21 protein-coding genes are annotated in these 17,565 nt (G+C 46.0%); all 21 read left to right on the top strand.

Features of this window, described 5'->3' with window-relative positions:
• Nucleotides 1-80 precede the first annotated feature (80 nt).
• The 21 genes from VGB26_11595 (at nucleotide 81) to VGB26_11495 (ending at nucleotide 17,289) form a co-directional block, all read left to right on the top strand.
• Nucleotides 81-1,025, top strand: coding sequence for a VacJ family lipoprotein (locus VGB26_11595; GenBank protein ID HEX9758421.1), 945 nt, complete (start codon nucleotides 81-83; stop codon nucleotides 1,023-1,025).
• Nucleotides 1,022-1,648, top strand: a complete 627-nt coding sequence (locus tag VGB26_11590) for an ABC transporter substrate-binding protein (GenBank protein HEX9758420.1) — start codon at nucleotides 1,022-1,024, stop codon at nucleotides 1,646-1,648. The genes VGB26_11595 and VGB26_11590 overlap by 4 nt, the downstream gene beginning before the upstream one ends.
• Before the next feature lie 6 nt (nucleotides 1,649-1,654).
• Nucleotides 1,655-4,171 carry an MMPL family transporter gene (locus VGB26_11585; GenBank protein ID HEX9758419.1) on the top strand — a complete coding sequence of 839 codons (2,517 nt, stop codon included), beginning with the start codon at nucleotides 1,655-1,657 and terminating at the stop codon, nucleotides 4,169-4,171.
• Nucleotides 4,172-4,292: 121 nt separating this feature from the next.
• A complete protein-coding gene (locus VGB26_11580; GenBank protein HEX9758418.1) occupies nucleotides 4,293-4,589 on the top strand; it encodes an AraC family ligand binding domain-containing protein in 297 nt (98 codons plus the stop codon).
• A gap of 165 nt (nucleotides 4,590-4,754) precedes the next feature.
• On the top strand, nucleotides 4,755-6,428 hold the full coding sequence (gene ilvD, locus VGB26_11575) for a dihydroxy-acid dehydratase (GenBank protein HEX9758417.1): 1,674 nt from the start codon (nucleotides 4,755-4,757) through the stop codon (nucleotides 6,426-6,428).
• 136 nt (nucleotides 6,429-6,564) lie between these two features.
• Nucleotides 6,565-9,306, top strand: coding sequence for a DEAD/DEAH box helicase family protein (locus tag VGB26_11570; protein HEX9758416.1), 2,742 nt, complete (start codon nucleotides 6,565-6,567; stop codon nucleotides 9,304-9,306).
• Between the two features lie 37 nt (nucleotides 9,307-9,343).
• Nucleotides 9,344-10,924 (top strand): class I SAM-dependent DNA methyltransferase, encoded by a 1,581-nt coding sequence (locus VGB26_11565; protein HEX9758415.1) that lies wholly within the window; start codon nucleotides 9,344-9,346, stop codon nucleotides 10,922-10,924.
• Nucleotides 10,921-12,021 (top strand): restriction endonuclease subunit S, encoded by a 1,101-nt coding sequence (locus VGB26_11560; protein HEX9758414.1) that lies wholly within the window; start codon nucleotides 10,921-10,923, stop codon nucleotides 12,019-12,021. The genes VGB26_11565 and VGB26_11560 overlap by 4 nt, the downstream gene beginning before the upstream one ends.
• Before the next feature lie 74 nt (nucleotides 12,022-12,095).
• On the top strand, nucleotides 12,096-12,809 hold the full coding sequence (locus tag VGB26_11555) for a TIGR02391 family protein (protein ID HEX9758413.1): 714 nt from the start codon (nucleotides 12,096-12,098) through the stop codon (nucleotides 12,807-12,809).
• 121 nt (nucleotides 12,810-12,930) lie between these two features.
• Nucleotides 12,931-13,125, top strand: a complete 195-nt coding sequence (locus VGB26_11550; GenBank protein ID HEX9758412.1) for a hypothetical protein — start codon at nucleotides 12,931-12,933, stop codon at nucleotides 13,123-13,125.
• Between the two features lie 109 nt (nucleotides 13,126-13,234).
• The gene (locus VGB26_11545) at nucleotides 13,235-13,525 is read left to right on the top strand and encodes a nucleotidyltransferase family protein (GenBank protein ID HEX9758411.1); all 291 of its coding nucleotides are present in this window, start codon (nucleotides 13,235-13,237) and stop codon (nucleotides 13,523-13,525) included.
• A gap of 28 nt (nucleotides 13,526-13,553) precedes the next feature.
• Complete coding sequence (locus VGB26_11540; GenBank protein ID HEX9758410.1) at nucleotides 13,554-13,862, top strand: DUF86 domain-containing protein; 309 nt, start codon at nucleotides 13,554-13,556, stop codon at nucleotides 13,860-13,862.
• Nucleotides 13,863-13,890: 28 nt separating this feature from the next.
• The gene (locus VGB26_11535) at nucleotides 13,891-14,103 is read left to right on the top strand and encodes a type II toxin-antitoxin system HicB family antitoxin (GenBank protein HEX9758409.1); all 213 of its coding nucleotides are present in this window, start codon (nucleotides 13,891-13,893) and stop codon (nucleotides 14,101-14,103) included.
• Nucleotides 14,104-14,300: 197 nt separating this feature from the next.
• Nucleotides 14,301-14,561: a hypothetical protein gene (locus VGB26_11530; GenBank protein ID HEX9758408.1), complete on the top strand. Its 261-nt coding sequence runs from the start codon at nucleotides 14,301-14,303 to the stop codon at nucleotides 14,559-14,561.
• Nucleotides 14,558-14,815 (top strand): type II toxin-antitoxin system RelE/ParE family toxin, encoded by a 258-nt coding sequence (locus VGB26_11525; protein HEX9758407.1) that lies wholly within the window; start codon nucleotides 14,558-14,560, stop codon nucleotides 14,813-14,815. The genes VGB26_11530 and VGB26_11525 overlap by 4 nt, the downstream gene beginning before the upstream one ends.
• A 130-nt stretch (nucleotides 14,816-14,945) precedes the next feature.
• Entirely contained in the window at nucleotides 14,946-15,266 is a 321-nt protein-coding gene (locus VGB26_11520; GenBank protein HEX9758406.1) for a type II toxin-antitoxin system HicB family antitoxin, read from the top strand.
• 158 nt (nucleotides 15,267-15,424) lie between these two features.
• Entirely contained in the window at nucleotides 15,425-15,676 is a 252-nt protein-coding gene (locus VGB26_11515; GenBank protein ID HEX9758405.1) for a DUF433 domain-containing protein, read from the top strand.
• Between the two features lie 3 nt (nucleotides 15,677-15,679).
• Complete coding sequence (locus VGB26_11510) at nucleotides 15,680-16,039, top strand: DUF5615 family PIN-like protein (protein HEX9758404.1); 360 nt, start codon at nucleotides 15,680-15,682, stop codon at nucleotides 16,037-16,039.
• A 244-nt stretch (nucleotides 16,040-16,283) separates the two neighbouring features.
• Entirely contained in the window at nucleotides 16,284-16,505 is a 222-nt protein-coding gene (locus VGB26_11505) for a type II toxin-antitoxin system HicB family antitoxin (GenBank protein ID HEX9758403.1), read from the top strand.
• Between the two features lie 6 nt (nucleotides 16,506-16,511).
• Complete coding sequence (locus VGB26_11500; GenBank protein HEX9758402.1) at nucleotides 16,512-16,700, top strand: type II toxin-antitoxin system HicA family toxin; 189 nt, start codon at nucleotides 16,512-16,514, stop codon at nucleotides 16,698-16,700.
• Between the two features lie 178 nt (nucleotides 16,701-16,878).
• A complete protein-coding gene (locus tag VGB26_11495) occupies nucleotides 16,879-17,289 on the top strand; it encodes a secondary thiamine-phosphate synthase enzyme YjbQ (GenBank protein HEX9758401.1) in 411 nt (136 codons plus the stop codon).
• Nucleotides 17,290-17,565 lie beyond the last annotated feature (276 nt).

Below are 17,565 nucleotides of genomic sequence, written 5' to 3'. Positions count from 1 at the left end.
ATCCGACCCACCTTAAAAATTGGCTTTGGTAAGGAGACCCGGATCATTGCGGTTTTCTGTAAAGGGGGGAGAAAAATGTTGTGAGAAAAATTGTTCAATGCCTTTTTTTAATTTTAAGCCTTCAATGGATTTGGGTTCCGGCCCCCGATGCACGGGTACATCTGAGTTTTAGTGATCATCAATTGGGCCCCCCTTCTAATTTATTTTTACACTATTTTAGGGAACCGCAAGATTTTGAATTTCTCGACCTTTCCCCTGGAAGGTTTCCTCTTTCCGCTCAGGTGGGTTCGGATCCTGAAGCACCTGTGTCGAGTGACCTTCCTTTTAGTCAGGAAGATCAGGATGGTTTCTTTGATGAGGATTTTGGCGCGGAGTTTGAAAAAGAATTTGAAATTGGGGCCAATTCCGGGGCTTTTGATCCTCTCAGTGGGTATAACCGTTTTATGACTCAGGTCAATGACACGTTTTATTTTTACCTTTTAAAACCCATCGCCCGGGGTTACCGTTTTGTATTCCCGGAAATGTTTAGGATATCCATCAGCCGGTTTTTTAATAACCTCCTATTTCCTATGCATTTTGTAAATAATATTTTACAATTAAAATTCAAACAGGCCGGGGTTGAATTAGTACGGTTTGGGGTAAATTCAACGGTTGGAGTGGGCGGATTTTGGGACCCAGCAGACCATTGGTTTGATCTGAATCCCTATCCGGAAGATTTTGGCCAGACTCTAGGTTTTTATGGTATTGGAGGGGGTTTTCATCTGGTTCTTCCGATCCTGGGTCCCTCCAATCTTCGTGATTTTATTGGATTGATTGGGGATTTTTATTTAGATCCGGTTTGTTATATAGGCACCTGTTATGCGGGTTATTGGGAGGTGGTTTTAGGGATTCGGTCTTATAAAACCATCAATTATTCATCCCTTCATATAGGGGAATATGAAAGTATTAAAAAAGATGCTTTGGATCTCTATATTTTTATTAGAGATGCCTATGAACAAAAGAGAGAAAAGGAGATAAAGGAATGATCTTAAAATACTGGGTTTATCCCCTAATCTTTTTTCTTTTTTTAGGGGTTTCCGCTTTGGCCGATGATGCAACTGAGGTTGAGCAGTTGATCAAGGGTAAGGTGGACCAAGTGGTTTCCATTTTACGGGACAAGAGCTTAGGGAAACAGGAACGGAATGAGAAAATCATTCCTATTGTTAACGCCACCTTTGATTTTGTATCGATGGCTAAATTGAGTCTTGGGAAAAAGTATTGGTTGGGGTTCAGTCGGGATCAACAGCAGGAATTTATCCATTTATTTAGGGAACAATTGCAAAAATCTTATGTGGATAAATTAGACCTTTACACCGATGAAAAGGTGGAATACGAGCCTGCGATTTTTAAGGGTAAAAAGGGTCAATTACCCACTTATTTGATTTCCAAAGATACTCGGTATTCCATGCTTTACAAATTACACAATTTAAAAAATAACTGGAAAATATATGATATTGAAATCCAAGGGGTCAGTATCATTAAAACCTATCGTTCCCAATTTGACGGGGAACTGAGGAAAGGGACCATAGCAGATCTTCTTAAAAAGTTAAAATCTCCTGAGGAATTTAGTATTAATACCGTAAAAAAAAATGAGGATGTGGTAAAGTGATGATCGATGCTGATCCGTTTTTACGATAAGGTCATCCTAGCCTATCCAAAAATAATCTTCCTTCTGATTTGCCTTTCCATTTTATTTCTAGGCTTTCAAGCCAAAAACCTGATTATTGATGCGTCTGCTGAAACCTTAGTGCTTGAGGGTGACAAAGACCTGGATTTTACCCGTTTGGTTTATTCCCGATTTGGGGTCCGTGATTTTCTTATTGTGACGTACCAGCCAAAGGATGATCTCCTTTCTGAGAAATCTCTTAAAAACCTTAAAAAATTAAAAGAGGACCTTACTCACCTGGATGGGGTGGAATCCATTACCTCTTTATTGGATGTTCCTCTCCTTGAAAGCCCCCCCAGGCCGGTGAAAGAACTGGTGAAGAATATTCAGACCATAGAATCGCCCATGGTGGATAAGGACCTAGCTCGTCAGGAATTGGCCAGGAGCCCTATATACAGAAACCTGATTGTCAGTCCTGATTTAAAAACCTCTGCGCTTCTTTTGAACTTACCGACGGATGAAGTCTATTTCGAACTTTTGGACCGCCGGAATCATTTTAATGCAAAAAGGAAAAAAGAAAACCTCAATACAGAAGAAAAAAGGGCGTACCAAAAGGTGTTACAGGATTTTAAGGACCATCGAACCCGGAATAGGGTCCAACAGCATCAATTGATTCTTAACACTCGATCGGTTATGGATCGTTATCGGGAAGACGCGGAATTGTTTTTGGGTGGTGTTAATATGATTGCGGATGATTTAATTTCCTTTGTCAAGAATGATTTAAAGGTTTTCGGGTTTGGAGTGACGGTTTTTCTTATCATTACCTTAATGATTATATTTGGACAAATCCGGTGGGTCTTTTTACCTCTAATCTGTGTGGTATTCTCTGCGGTGGCCATGCTTGGATTGCTGGGGTTGTTTGGTTGGGAAGTCACCGTGATTTCATCCAATTTTATTTCTTTGCAACTCATAATAACGATGGCGTTAACGATTCATCTAATTGTTCGATACCGTGAACTGGCCCAGAAAAATCCCGATTGGGAGCAGAAGCAATTGGTCCTGGATACAGTCCGTTCCATGGCACAACCTTGTACGTTTGCAATTTTAACCACCATTGCTGGTTTTGGTTCATTGATTTTTTCTGATATTCTCCCTGTGATTAACTTTGGGTGGATGATGAGTGCAGGAATTTCAATTTCCCTTTTATTAACATTTCTAATTTTTCCAACCGTGATGGTGCTCCTTAAAAAACGGACCCCTAATGTGTCTTTTGAATCTCATTTCAGGCTAACAAATTATCTTGCTCAATTCACCCAGCAACATGGAACCCTTATCCTTTTGGTCAGCGCGGTAACTTTAATTTTGAGTGGGATTGGGATTTCGCGACTCATTGTAGAGAATAGTTTTATTAATTATTTTAAAGAGTCCACAGAGATTTTTCAGGGGTTAAAAACAATCGATCAACAGCTCGGAGGAACCACCCCGTTAGAAGTCGTCGTGGATTTGCAAAAACCTCCAGGGGAATCTCCAGGGGTAATTTCGGATCATCAGCAGATGAATGGCAATGGAATCGAGGATGACCTGTTTTCTGAATTTGAGGAAGAATTTGAAGCCGTGAAGGACGAAGCAAAATATTGGTTTACCTCCGATAAAATGGAACAGGTAATGAACATTCACAATTATTTGGACAGTATTCCCGAAACGGGGAAAGTTTTATCCCTGGGTACCATGCTCAAAGTGGGAGAAAACCTGAATGATGGGAAGCCTTTGGATAATTTTCAATTGGCACTGGTCTACCATGAGCTGCCGGAGAGGTACCGTGATTTGATTTTGACGCCTTATGTTTCTGTCGAATATAACCAGTTGCGGTTTTTTACCCGTGTTAAAGATTCGGAGAAAGATCTCCGCAGGAATGAGTTTTTAAAAAAAATTGAAAAAGGTTTGACCGAAGATCTGGGTTTAAAAAAAGAAAATGTTCACCTGGCAGGGCTCTTGGTTTTGTACAATAACATGCTCCAGAGTTTGTTCGGTTCTCAAATTCTTACCCTGGGTGTCACGTTGGGCGCTTTGATGATCATGTTTTTAATTCTATTCCGTTCCTTTATCCTTTCATTGATTGCCATTTTCCCCAATGTATTGTCCATCGGTGTGGTTTTAGGGTTTATGGGGTGGATGAAAATTCCCCTGGATATGATGACGATTACCATTGCCGCCATAAGCGTAGGCATTGCAGTGGATGATACCATTCATTATATTCACCGATTCAGAAAAGAGTTTCAAAAGGATAAAAACTATTCACAAACCATGAACCGATGTCATGGGAGTATCGGCTATGCCATGTTTTATACATCTATTACCATCATCATTGGGTTTTCAATTCTAATTTTTTCAAATTTTATTCCTACCATTTATTTTGGTCTCCTCACCGGTTTGGCAATGATCATTGCATTAATTTCTGCCTTGACCCTGTTACCCCAGCTCATTGTTTGGCTGAAGCCTTTTGGCCGGGAGGGTATTCCGGGGTAGACGAGTGATGGGTCACTAACGGGGGTTCGAATAAAAAAAGCTCTTCTATGCACTCCCGGTCCATTCGACCTGAAGGTGTTAACCCCCACATGTTTTGAAATGATACCTGGAGAACTTTTTCATGCACGAGGCAGGATTTTATAAGGATATTGACCGAAAAAAAATAGCCGCGGAGGTCCAGAGAGAGGGGTTTGATCCCTATCTCATTTCAGATCCCCCAGGTGCCACCTATCCTCCCCATTCCCACCGTGAAACGAAACTGTTGGTCATCCTTTCCGGGAATATGGAAGTGAACATACAGGGAGAGGGGTTTTCCTGTTCCCCCGGTGACCGGTTGTTGATTCCCGGAAATATGGAGCATTCCGCCAAGGTGGGGGAGAACGGGTGTCAATTTTTCTGGTCCGAGAAGCTCCTCTGACTCCGCGAGAGGGGAACCCCGCCTGAATGAAGCCTTCTTTAAAAAATTTCTATTGATCCCCTACGTTTGATCGAAGTTGAATCCCCTTTTCGCTCCATGTTAATATGTTCTTTCATTTTGGGGTAGGAGTTTACCCGTTTATTTTCAAAAGGAAAGGTGTTTTCAATGATGAAGCCAAACAAAAAGGGGAGCCGGGTCATTATGGAAGGGGATGACCGGGCACCTGCTCGCGCCATGTTGAAAGCCGTGGGGTTTACCGACAAAGATCTTTCAAAGCCCATCGTGGGCATTGCCAATACCTGGACCGAGGTGGGGCCTTGTAATTTCCACCTCAGGAGACTGGCCGAAAAGGTGAAAGAGGGGGTTCGTGCCGCGGGAGGAACCCCCATGGAATTTAATACCGTGACCATTTCCGATGGAATTACCATGGGAACCGAAGGCATGAAGACCTCCCTGATCAGCCGGGAGGTGGTGGCGGATTCCATTGAGCTGGAGGGCCGGGGAAATATGTTTGATGCCATGGTGGCCTTATCGGGGTGCGATAAAACCATTCCCGGGACGGTCATGGCCCTGATCCGATTGAATGTTCCCTCGTTAATGCTTTATGGGGGATCCATCATGGCCGGGCATTACCAGGAGAAGGATTTAACCATTCAGGACGTATTCGAAGCAGTGGGTGCCCATGGGGCGGGTAAAATGGACGATACACAATTTAAAGGCATTGAAGATGCAGCCTGTCCGGGAGCGGGGGCCTGTGGTGGACAGTTCACGGCCAACACCATGGCCACCGCCATCGAGATTTTAGGGATGGCCCCAATGGGAAGCGGTTCCGTTCCCGCCATGGATCCCAAGAAGGATGAGGTGGCCTTTAATGCCGGGTTGATCGTCATGGAAATGGTCAAGCGCGGTCTGAAACCCAGTCAGATTGTCACCCGAGGGGCTATTGAAAACGCCATTGCCTCCATCGCCGCAACGGGGGGATCCACCAACGGGGTTCTTCATTTTTTGGCCATTGCCCGTGAGGCCGGCATTCCACTCAAGATCGAAGATTTCGATGCCATCAGCTCTCGAACGCCCCTGTTGGCGGACTTAAAACCCGGAGGACGATTTGTGGCACCGGACCTTTACCGTGCCGGAGGGATTACCCTGGTGGCGAAAAGACTTTTAGATGCGGGCCTTTTGAACAAAGACGAAATGACGGTGACCGGAAAGCGTATCGGTGAAGAAGCCAGCCGTGCCACTGAGACCCCCGGTCAGGAAGTATTACGGCCCTTATCCAACCCCATCAAAAAAACGGGAGGGTTGGTCATCCTTAAGGGGAACCTGGCCCCCGAGGGATGTGTGATCAAAGTGGCCGGCCACGAGCGGATGACTCACGAAGGCCCTGCAAAGGTTTTCGATTGCGAAGAGGATGCTTTTCAAGCGGTTCAAAATGGTTCGATCCAGCCGGGGGATGTGGTCGTCATCCGGTATGAAGGGCCTGTGGGCGGACCCGGCATGCGGGAGATGCTGGGTGTGACCAGTGCCCTGGTGGGGGCGGGTCTTGGGGATTCGGTGGCGTTAATCACCGACGGCCGTTTTTCCGGAGCCACCCACGGTTTAATGGCGGGCCACGTGGCCCCCGAAGCATCCAAAGGCGGCCCTATTGCCATTGTCAAAAATGGAGATACCATTGCGTTTGATATCCCATCCCGGCAATTGGAAGTGAAATTATCCAAGGAAGAGATGGCCGAGCGGTTTAAAACGTGGACCCCCCCGGCCCCACGGTATACCCGGGGCGTGATGGCCAAATATGCCAAATTGGTATCGTCGGCATCCGAGGGGGCGATCACCGGATGAGTGCAGGAGTTATCCCTTTTTGGGATGAAAGTAAAGTTTGATTAAACCTGGAAATAGGGATCACAAAATGACCCCCAAAAATCCTTTATAATCGATTTAAAAGCCCTCCACTGTGGAGGGCTTTTTGTTTGGTCCAATGTCGGAAAAGCAAACACGCCAAGAAATCATCGATAAGCGACTGGAGTCGGCGGGATGGAGACTGTCCGATCCTTCCATGGTTACATCGGAGCATCCGATTCTGCACCAAACAGGGTCTTCGACAGGAATCGGGTTTTCGGATTATGTTTTATTTGCACAGGACGGGTCGCCCATAGCAGTGGTGGAAGCTAAGAAAACATCGGTCGAAGCCGAGATCGGACGGGAACAGGCTAAGCAGTATGCAGCCGGAATCGAGCGGATGGGTTTTCAAAGACCTTTTATTTTTTATACCAACGGTTATGAAATTTTCTTTTGGGACGATACCCGCTATCCTCCAAGAAAGATTTACGGTTTTTACAGTCAGGACGATTTGGAACGGCTGCGGTTCCAGAATAAGGAACGGAAACTCCTTTCCACGACCCTCATCGATTCCAAAATATGCGGCCGGCCTTATCAGATTGAAGCGATTCGGAGGGTCCTTGAAACATTTACCCGAAGGCATCGAAAAGCCTTGTTGGTCATGGCTACGGGAACGGGAAAAACCCGCGTTGCGGTGGGACTCATCGATGTGCTGATGCGATGCAATTGGGTAAAGCGGGTTTTATTTTTGGCCGACCGGAATGAGTTATTGAAACAGGCGAGGGATGCCTTTAAAGAGCATTTACCCAATGCCACCTGGGTTCGCATCACCCGGAATGACCGACCGAATAACAAACGGGTTTACCTTGCCACTTACCCGGCCATGCACGGGCTTTATCCGACGATCTCGCCCGGATTTTTCGACATGGTCGTTGCCGATGAATCCCACCGCTCCATTTATAAAAGATATAAAGAGATTCTGGACCATTTCGACGCCTACCAGTTAGGCCTCACCGCAACGCCCGTCGAATATATCGACCGGAATACGTTCCGGTTATTCGAGACCGAAACGGGGAACCCGACCTACAATTTCACCCTGGAAGAAGCCGTGCAAAGCAATCCCCTCTATCTGGTCAATTTCAAAGTTCTTTCGATCCAATCCCGCTTTCAACTTGAGGGAATTAAGGCGGGCCAATTGCCCTTGCCCATTCAAAAAAAGCTCATCGAGGAAGGAAAGGATATCGAGGAGATTGATTTCGAGGGGACCGATCTTGAAAAAAGGGTGACCAATTCGGGAACCAATGAGTTGATGGTTCGGGAATTTATGGAGCAATGCATCAAGGATGAAACGGGAACGCGGCCGGGCAAATCCATTATCTTCGCCATTTCCCATAAACACGCCCTTCGTCTTGAACGGCATTTTGATGAACTGTATCCGGAGTATAAAGGCCGTCTGGCGCGCGTGATCGATTCCCATGACCCCCGTGCGGGGACGGAAGGGGGACTGCTGGACCAGTTCAAAGACCCGAAAGATCCCCTCAAGGTTGCGATTTCGATCGATATGCTGGATACGGGAATAGACGTTCCGGAAATCGTCAATTTGGTGTTTGCAAAGCCGGTTTTTTCCCGCGCGAAATTTTGGCAGATGATCGGAAGAGGAACACGGCTCTGTCCCGATCTGTTTGGGCCGGGAAAAGACAAAGAATATTTTCTGATCATCGATCATTGGAAAAACTTCGCCTATTTTCAGATAGACCCTCCGGGGAAAGAACCCACGCCGACCCTTTCGGTCCCCGAGCGACTTTTTGGCGTGCGGTTGGATAAAGCCACGGCCGCCTTGACGGTGGGAAATCAAAGGGTTTTGAAGGAGATCACCCAAGCCATTCGGGAGGATATCGCGGCCCTTCCGAAAAATACGGTGAATGTGAAGGAAAAAGCCGAAGACGTTTCGATGGTAGCGGAGGAGACCTATTGGCATTATACCGGTTTAAGCGAGATCGAGCATTTGCGGAGAAGCATTCTTCCCTTGATGCGAACCCGTTCCTCCGAGGATTTCGACGCCCTTCGCTTCGATATTGACATCGTAGTCGCTCAGACGGCCCTTCTTGACCAGGACGAGCAGACACTGAAACGCAGCCGGGAACGGATTGTAAAAAGAATCGGGGAGCTGCCTCTGACCTTAAATCAGGTCAGATCACAAGAGCGCTTCATTCGCAAAGTAAATGGAGAGCCGTTTTGGAGCGCGATTTTCGATAAGAGCCTGGAGGATTTACGGTTGAAGCTGCGGGGTTTGATGAAGCATCGCAGAAAAGAAAGCCGTGCAATAGAAAAGCTCGACCTTGAAGACATCACGCTGGTCAAGGAGTGGGTCGATTTTGGTCCGGAAATGGAACGGGCCACCGTGGCTGAATACCGGAGGAAGGTTGAAGAGAAAATCAAGACTCTTCTGGCGGAAAATGAGGTGCTTCAAAAAATCAAACAGGGTGAAGCGTTGGATGATTATGACATTTTCTCCCTTACCGAAGCCCTTCGAAGTGAAGATCCTTATATTACGGAAGAGCTTTTACAAAGTGCCTATGACAACCGGACGGCAAAGTTTATCGACTTCATCCGGCACATTCTCGGGCTTCAAAAACTTCAAACCCGAACGGAACAGATTACCCGGTCCTTTGATACGTTCATCGCCCGTCATAATGACTATACCGCCGATCAGATTCAATTTATGCAGATTTTGAAGACCTTTATCCTGGAACAGGGAAAGGTCGAAAAGGAGAATCTGATTGACCGGCCCTTTACCAATTTACATCCCAAAGGCATTCGGGGCCTGTTCAGCAATTCTGAACTAACTGAAATTATTGAGTTTATAGAAGAAATAGGGTAATACGAAATTGATTTACCCTATTAATAGAAAGGGTGACATGCTCGCTGAAGAACTAAAATCCAAAATCGACAAACTCTGGGACCTTTTTTGGTCCGGGGGAATCGCCAACCCCTTAACGGCCATTGAGCAGATTTCGTATCTCATCTTCATGAAGCGTTTGGATGAAGCGGACCTGAAACGGAAAGCCGATGCCGAATGGCTCAATAAACCCTATACTTCGATTTACAAAGATCATGAGGACTGTCGCTGGTCCCATTGGAAACATTTTGAAGCGGGGGAGATGCTCAAGCACGTTGGGGATAAGGCCTTTCCCTTTATTCAGAATTTTAAGGGAAATGGGGAAGGGGACGGGGCCCACTCGTTTGCCAAGCAGATGAAGGACGCGGTTTTTATCATTCCGAAACCCAGTCTCTTGGTCGAAGCAGTGGAGGTTCTGGACGGTTTGAAGATTATGGAGCAGAACATGGATACCCAAGGGGATATCTATGAGTATCTCCTCTCCGAACTTCAGACCTCCGGGAAGAACGGACAGTTCCGAACGCCCCGGCATATCATCAAAATGATGGTGGCCCTCGTTAACCCCAAGCTGGGCCAGACCGTCTGCGATCCCGCCTGCGGTACGGGAGGGTTCTTAATCGGTGCCTATCAGCATATCCTCCGGGAGCACACCAGCCCCGAAAATATCAAAGTGGAAGAGGACGGGACCGAGCACGGTTTGGTCGCGGACCGGATCACCGATGAGAAGGTTTGGGATTTTTTGCAAAGGAGAACGTTCTATGGGTTCGACTTCGATACCACCATGCTGCGGATCGCATGCATGAACATGGTATTGCATGGAATCGAGCACCCCAATATTGAATATAAAGATACCCTGTCCAAAAGTTATCAGGAGTCCGAAAAATACGATATCGTCCTGGCCAATCCGCCGTTCAAGGGAAGCATCGACAAGGGAGATATCCACGAGGCATTGACGAGAATCGTCAAGACCACCAAGACCGAACTGCTTTTTGTGGTCCAGATGATGCGGCTCTTGGTCAACGGGGGACGGTGTGCGGTCATCGTTCCCGAAGGGGTCCTCTTTGGAACGAGCAACGCCCATCAGGCCGTGAGGAAAAAAATCATCGAAGAATGCCAGCTCGAAGGAGTGATCTCCATGCCTTCGGGGGTGTTCAAACCCTATGCAGGGGTTTCCACGGCGGTGATGGTTTTCACCAAAGGCGGGGAGACGGATAAGGTCTGGTTTTATGACATGGACGCCGACGGGTTCAGCCTGGACGACAAACGCAATCGGATCAAAGAAAACGACATCCCGGACATTATCGATTCGTGGAACCGGAGATACAGTATTAAGGGTTCAACTTCTGATGAGAAATCAGTGAAAGACCACTTGTCTAAAACCTCCAACCTCAAACCTCCGACCTCCAACAAACCAAAATGGTTATGGGTGGATAAAAAAGAAATCGTCGCCAACAAACACGACCTCTCCATCAGCCGCTACAAACCGATTGAGTATGAAGAAGTGGAATACGAAGACCCCAAAGTCATCATGGACCGGATATTGAAGTTGGAGGAAGAGATTGCCAAGGATATTAAAGATATTCGGGGGATGGTGGAGTGAATGTTGCCCGTTTAGAGGAATTAGTGTCTCTTTCGAGTGGAGAATTTTTGCCGAAGCAGAGGTTCAATAAAGATGGACTATATCCTGTATTAGGTTCAAATGGAGAAATTGGTCGTACAAATGAATTTAACCATGAAGGGCCAGTTATAACCATTGGTAGGGTTGGCGCTTGTGGCGCAATAAATTATTACACTGGCAAAAGCTGGATCACTGATAACGCACTCATCGCTACTCCAAATCCCCAAATTGCTCAGGAATATTTGCTGTTCTACTTAAGATCGGTAAATTTTGATTTGTTAAGATCAGGGACCTCCCAACCTCTAATTACACAAACTCGACTAAAAGCTTTAAAGGTTCCTGTCCCTCCGATATTGGCCCAAAAAGAAATCGCGGCCATTCTGGAAAAAGCAGACCATGCCCGCCGCAAACGCCGGGAAACTCTCCGCCTCACCGACCAATTCCTCCAAGCCGCCTTCCTCCAAATGTTCGGCGAGCTAGTCACGAACCGAAAGGGGTGGCGAGTTGATACAATCCGAAGCGTTGTGGAAAAGGTTCAAAACATTAGTTCAAGTTCATTTCCTACCAAAGAAATCACTTATGTTGACATATCTTCAATCGATAATGTCCATAAGAGAGTAAAACGTTTGAGCAGGCTTTCCGGCAACGAAATACCGAGTAGAGCAAGACAGATAATCCAGGAGGGAGATATACTCGTTTCAACAGTGCGGCCGAATTTAAATGCGGTTGCGATTGTTCCTGCAGGATTAAACAACCCAATAGGGTCCACGGGCTTTTGTGTGCTTCGTGTGAACAAAAAGGCCGCGGTGAAGGAGTATTTATCTGAAATTTGTAAGAGCAATCTCTTTGTTCAGAAATTATCGAAAATTGCAAAGGGTGCCAGTTATCCTGCTGTGAGCGACAATGATATTCTTGATTTAAAAATACTGGTTCCTCCACTTTCCGAACAACGAAAATTCGCTTCCATGATGGAAAAGATCGAAACCCTCCGCGAAACACAGCGCCAGAGCGAACAGGAATTGGAAACCCTCTTCCAATCCATGATGCAAAAGGCCTTTAGTGGGGAATTAGTAATGTGACCAGTCTCGAAATTAATAAATTTAGTAGATTAAGAGAGACACTTTTGGGATAGCCATACCTTTGGGAGCCTGCAATGACTTATACAGAAATCATAGTACTTGACGCGTTAGAACATAGTTGGGGCTTGGCAAAAGAGCTTTTAAATATTACAAAGAGGCGCAAGAAACGATTCAATGATGCAATACCTAAGATAGATCTATTGGAAAAGACCTTTTTGCCAATAATTAAATACTTTCCACAAAATAAAACTGTGATTGAAAGAGTTGAAGCTTTCAATCGTCATTTGTGGTTTGTTAAGAGGTATATCGGTACAGACAGGCATAAGCTTGTACCTCATAACCTTAGAGATATTGTTGAGTTTGATATACCGATTATTCGGAATGAGTTTAAAAATCATATAATGGCCAATCCATCTATTCACCCGAGATTCAGAGAAGAGTGTGGAGATCTCATTGCCGTTGGGGAATTTGATTCGGTAATTCGGAAAGGTTTTGTAATAATCCGTGAACTTGCTAAACGTCGTTTCCCACTACTTGAAGGTTCCCAAATCGACGGTATAAATCTAATGCAGAAATTATTTGATAATAACTCAGGGCTTATTCGTGTGCACACGGAAAAGGATAAGCAAGGGGGTTTTCGCGATATTGCAAAGGGTTTATATGCCTGGGCACGCAACGATGAAATGCATAATTTACGCGATAGACCGGTTTATGAAATCGAGTGTATCATGATGCTTATAAACCAAATTATGTTTTCAATTGATAATCAGCAGGTCCTCAAAAGTTGATAGGGTCATAATTAACCGAAAACAACTGGAGTAAACAAGCAAAATGAAATAAATAAGAAGTGGGCTGGATTCGACCCCCGAGTCGGACCCGATTCCTCAGTCCGGGAAAGGAGGGATTTCTATGAACAATAGAACTAACCGATTGACCTGGCTGTTGAATCGAGTTTCGAGAGCAATGGGCACCGCCCTAGCTCGGATGTTAAGACTTTGTTTCAGAATGGTCTCCATGGGATTTGAGATTTCTCTGATCCCAGGATTTCTTACCTGGAACATCAACCTTCGGGCTGGGGGGTCGGGTCGAGCTTATCTTTCATAAGATTATATATAGATTATTTGGAAGACCTACCCTGGAGGTGAGGTGTGCCAGGATAGTTCTTGCAAGGTAATCTGTCTCCTGATAAAGTAAACAATAACAAGGAGTAACCATGGATACTAACAATCTCCTACGAGAGAAAGCAGAAGAGATACACCGTATCGCGCGTAAAAATGGTGCGGTGCGGTTGAAGGTCTTTGGTTCTTTTGCTCATGGCAAGGCCACTGAGAAAAGTGACCTGGACCTGCTCGTGGAATTTGAACCCGGAAGGGATCTCCTTGATCTGATCGGCCTTAAGCAGGAATTGGAGACGTTGCTGGCTCGGAAGGTCGATATTGTTACTGAAAGAGCCTTAAGCCCCTACCTCCGGGAACGGATTCTCCACGATGCGGTACCTCTATGAAAGATGACCGTGTGTCTACCTTCAGCACATCCTTGACGCCATTCTGCAAATCCAATCCTATACAACAGGAGGCCGCGAGGCATTTTTCCGTCAACGCATCATTCAGGATGCTGTCCTGCGAAATCTCGAAATTATCGGCGAAGCGGTAAAGAGGCTCTCCTCCGCTCTACGTACCCAGCATCCGGAAATAGAATGGGGGAAAATTGCAGGAATGAGGGATGTACTTATCCACGATTACCTTGGTGTGGATTTGCCCATTGTCTGGGATGTGATCGAAAATCGATTGCCTAAGTTGAAACAGGCTGTCGAAACACTTTTACAAAAAACAGCATCTTAAAACAAGCCGGGTTGAAGGAGAGAAAATGATGAAGTACCCTATCGTCATCGAAAAAGCTAAAGGGAATTACTCAGCCTATAGTCCGGATATTCCCGGTTGTGTTGCAACAGGACGGACGCCAGCAGAAACCATGAAGAGAATGAAGAAGGCAATCATTCTTCACATTGAAGGACTTAGAGAAGACCACCTGCCTGTTCCTAAACCTTCCACGTCTGTGGGATATATCACGGTCGCTTCTTAATCCGGGGACAGATTTATTTTCTCAACACCTGCCCGGTTCTTTCCAGGTGCGTGACATGAGTTGGGGGACTCTGTCGAAATGAGAATAAACGCGGCGGGTAAGCCTAAAGGGGGTATGAATGAGTTTATTGTCCTGGATATACTTGACACCAAATGATATCATGTGATATCGTTTGATTCTAAGCGGAAGAGAATGAGATGAAGGCCAAGGTAAAAGAAGGGAAAGTGGCCCTCGGGGCCCGAATTCCAAAGGAACTCAAAGATCGCATGAATCGTTTCTGCCTGGAGCATGGGCTAAAGATGAGCCATTTTGTGAAAAGTGCGCTTCAGGATAAATTGGGTGAGATGGAGGAAGAGATCAAGGACATTGCGATGGCCCATGAGCGATTGGCCGATGCCGAGTTCATCTCGCGAGAGGAATACGACCGCTATATCCGACGACGCCTCGGAAAAAAATGAGGTATGTCCTCCGCTATGAAAAGCGGGTGCTCAAGGATCTGGACCGAATCCCCAAAAAAGATCTCGTCAGAATCGACAAAACCATTCAATCGTTGGCCCACCAGCCGCACCCTGTGAGCGTTAAAAAACTGGTCGGTGAAGAGAATCTCTATCGCGTGCGTCAAGGGGATTACCGAATTGTCTACACCGTGGATCGCAAGGCCGGCGTTGTCAGCATCCTGGGTGTCCGGCACCGCAGGGACGTTTATCGTTGACCCTGAATCCAGCTTATTTTCTCAACACCTGCCCGACTTTTGCGCCTCGAACGCCGAAATTGGTTGAAGGCACCTTTCTGAACTAGAGTACCAGTCTTAGCGCATCCGATATCAGATCAAATTTCCTTCTGTGGATCGTCGTAATCATAGAAAAATTGCCGGGACTGTACCATTCTGTACCTGCCTTCTTGCTTTGTTGAATCCTATCCTCTGTTCGGGAAAGGAAAAGTATGGAACATGGACCTTTGGGCTGGGGGGGGCGGGTCGAGCTTATCTTTCAGCTATGCTGTCCGTACTTGGTTTTCTTGAAATCCCAACAGGACGGACGCCAGCAGAAACCATGAAGAGAATGAAGAAGGCAATCATGCTTCACATTGAAGGACTTAGAGAAGACAACCTGCCTGTTCCTAAACCTTCCACGTCTGTGGGATATATCACGGTCGCTTCTTAATCCGGGGACAGATTTATTTTCTCAACACCGCCCTAACTCTTGCCCTGCGCGCGCCATTGGAAAGTGCTTAAATGTATTTGGAGGATAATGGCTTGCAAATACCCTTATGAGAATGTATTCTAAAAGCATTACGATTAAAGAGTTTTTCGGAGGTTTGCATGACCATCACAGATCGAATCGAGGTTAATCCTAAGGTGATGATGGGAAAGCCCGTCATTCGGGGAACACGGATTACGGTGGAGTTGATTCTACGAAAGCTCAGCGAGGGAGCCACCCTAACAGATCTTCTTGATGCTTATCCCAGACTCACACGCGAGGATATTCAGGCTGCAATTGGATACGCGGCGGATACTTTGGCCCACGAAGAGACGGTGATTTTGGAATCAACGAAGAGGTCGATCAGGAAATAAATTGTGCGTTTTCTTGCGGACGAAAGCTGCGACTTTGCGGTGGTTCGAGCTCTCCGAAACGCAGGCCATGATGTCTTGGCCGTTTCCGAAATTTCCCCCCGAGCAGATGATGCTCAAATACTCAATTTTGCCTCTCAACAAGAAAGAATCCTCATTACAGAAGATAAAGACTTCGGCCAACTTGTGTTTGCCCATGGTAAGGACACACATGGTGTGATTTTTCTCCGATACCAGCCTTCAGCTCGTCTTAAGATTGCTAAAGAGGTTGTCACGCTAGTGAAACAGCGGGGAGCAAAACTTCCTGGGTGTTTTGTGGTTATTCAGCCCGGGCGAATTCGAATTAGCGGCACGCCTGGAAATTAGATGAATGCGGATTGTGAGTTGAAGGTTGCTTCCTGCAATCACTCATTTGCGAATCCTTGTCCCTATCATTCCTTATCTTACCGCGAACAACCCAAGTGGGCTGGACTCGACTGCTGAGTTGGACCCAATGCCTTTGTCCGGGAAAAGAGGGATTCACATGAGTCATAGGATTACCGACCACTTAATGCTTCTTGTACCTTAAGCGGTGTCATGATATATTAAATTCCAATAGAGGGGATTACGAATGAAAGGTGAGTTCACTGCGGTGTTTGAGAAGCATGGAAAATGGTATATTGGGTATGTTGAAGAAGTTCCGGGTGTCAATACTCAGGGCCGCACTCTGGCAGAGGCCCGGAAGAACCTTAAAGAAGCGTTAGCCCTCATTCTCAAAACAAACCGTAAACTTTCTGAAAAACGCCTGTCCGGACAAAAGGTGGTAAAGGAACCCATCGCCGTCAATCTCTGAGTCTGAATGAAGAGAAAAGAACTTCTGGCTCCTCTGAGCAAACATGGTTGTGTGTTTGTTAGGGAAGGAGGCAGACACTCCGTTTACTTAAACCCAATGACCCACCAAACTTCAACGATACCCCGCCATCGTGAAATCAATGACTTTCTTACTAAGAAAATATGTAAGGATTTAGGAATTCCGACCATAAAGTGAGTTTGAAGTTATAACAGGATTTCCGTCTGATGTTGGATTTTTCCAATTGCATTAGTTGGAAACATAGAATTGGTCGTGAAAATTCAAGATCATTTGGAACACAACGGGTGCGTTTCGCTTCAAGACCAATGTGAAGTAAAAATCTTCAGAAATAACCCGGAAAAAATGGAATGGAAAGATGCGGCAGATCATTCAATTGAAAACCCACCACCATAATGAACTGGTGGACATTACGGAAAAGGTGAGGTCGATCGTTAAAGCGAGCGGGATTCAGAACGGCTTGTTGGGACTGTACGCCCACGGGGCCACGGCGGCGATTATGATTCAGGAGAATTGGGACGAGAGCGTTCCGACCGATGTGATTAAATGTCTTAAAAAATTGGTTCCCCCGGGTGTATGGCTTCATGACCAGCAGGACAATAATGGGGATGCCCATATCAAAGCCGGGTTGGTGGGTCCATCGGAGACCATCCCTTTAATCGACGGGGTTCTGGGTCTTTCCCAATGGCAGGGGATTTTTTTCTGTGAATTTGACGGGCCACGAAAAGAAAGGAAAGTGGTCTGCACCATTTTGGGGGATGGGGAATGATTCGGCCGGTCAAAATATTTTATCCACCCGCAAATCACGAACATTTTTTCATTTTAAAATTTAAACGCAGCAGTCAACTTTTTGGCTATTTTTGAGCAATTTTCAAAAAAATCAGGCAAGAATTTAACTACTTCATTAATTAGAGTCTGTATTTTAATGCGCATTTAGATTGAACTTGGACAGAGGGAACCGCCATGGTGCGCAGATGTCCGCCTGTTTTCGCATCTTCGAGTACGCTTCATCAACATTCGTTGACTTTTCCCCGTTTTCATGGGC

Source organism: Nitrospiria bacterium, assembly GCA_036397255.1.
GTDB lineage: Bacteria > Nitrospirota > Nitrospiria > DASWJH01 > DASWJH01 > DASWJH01.
This window is presented reverse-complemented; position numbering and strand designations above follow the sequence as displayed.

Excerpts from the sequence above, each read along its gene's own strand:
- VGB26_11590 (HEX9758420.1), top strand. The coding sequence starts at position 1,022 with ATGATCTTAAAATACTGGGTTTATCCCCTAATCTTTTTTCTTTTTTTA.
- VGB26_11585 (HEX9758419.1), top strand. The coding sequence starts at position 1,655 with ATGCTGATCCGTTTTTACGATAAGGTCATCCTAGCCTATCCAAAAATA.
- VGB26_11580 (HEX9758418.1), top strand. The coding sequence starts at position 4,293 with ATGCACGAGGCAGGATTTTATAAGGATATTGACCGAAAAAAAATAGCC.
- ilvD (HEX9758417.1), top strand. The coding sequence starts at position 4,755 with ATGATGAAGCCAAACAAAAAGGGGAGCCGGGTCATTATGGAAGGGGAT.
- VGB26_11570 (HEX9758416.1), top strand. The coding sequence starts at position 6,565 with ATGTCGGAAAAGCAAACACGCCAAGAAATCATCGATAAGCGACTGGAG.
- VGB26_11565 (HEX9758415.1), top strand. The coding sequence starts at position 9,344 with ATGCTCGCTGAAGAACTAAAATCCAAAATCGACAAACTCTGGGACCTT.
- VGB26_11555 (HEX9758413.1), top strand. The coding sequence starts at position 12,096 with ATGACTTATACAGAAATCATAGTACTTGACGCGTTAGAACATAGTTGG.
- VGB26_11550 (HEX9758412.1), top strand. The coding sequence starts at position 12,931 with ATGAACAATAGAACTAACCGATTGACCTGGCTGTTGAATCGAGTTTCG.
- VGB26_11545 (HEX9758411.1), top strand. The coding sequence starts at position 13,235 with ATGGATACTAACAATCTCCTACGAGAGAAAGCAGAAGAGATACACCGT.
- VGB26_11535 (HEX9758409.1), top strand. The coding sequence starts at position 13,891 with ATGAAGTACCCTATCGTCATCGAAAAAGCTAAAGGGAATTACTCAGCC.
- VGB26_11530 (HEX9758408.1), top strand. The coding sequence starts at position 14,301 with ATGAAGGCCAAGGTAAAAGAAGGGAAAGTGGCCCTCGGGGCCCGAATT.
- VGB26_11525 (HEX9758407.1), top strand. The coding sequence starts at position 14,558 with ATGAGGTATGTCCTCCGCTATGAAAAGCGGGTGCTCAAGGATCTGGAC.
- VGB26_11515 (HEX9758405.1), top strand. The coding sequence starts at position 15,425 with ATGACCATCACAGATCGAATCGAGGTTAATCCTAAGGTGATGATGGGA.
- VGB26_11505 (HEX9758403.1), top strand. The coding sequence starts at position 16,284 with ATGAAAGGTGAGTTCACTGCGGTGTTTGAGAAGCATGGAAAATGGTAT.
- VGB26_11500 (HEX9758402.1), top strand. The coding sequence starts at position 16,512 with ATGAAGAGAAAAGAACTTCTGGCTCCTCTGAGCAAACATGGTTGTGTG.
- VGB26_11495 (HEX9758401.1), top strand. The coding sequence starts at position 16,879 with ATGCGGCAGATCATTCAATTGAAAACCCACCACCATAATGAACTGGTG.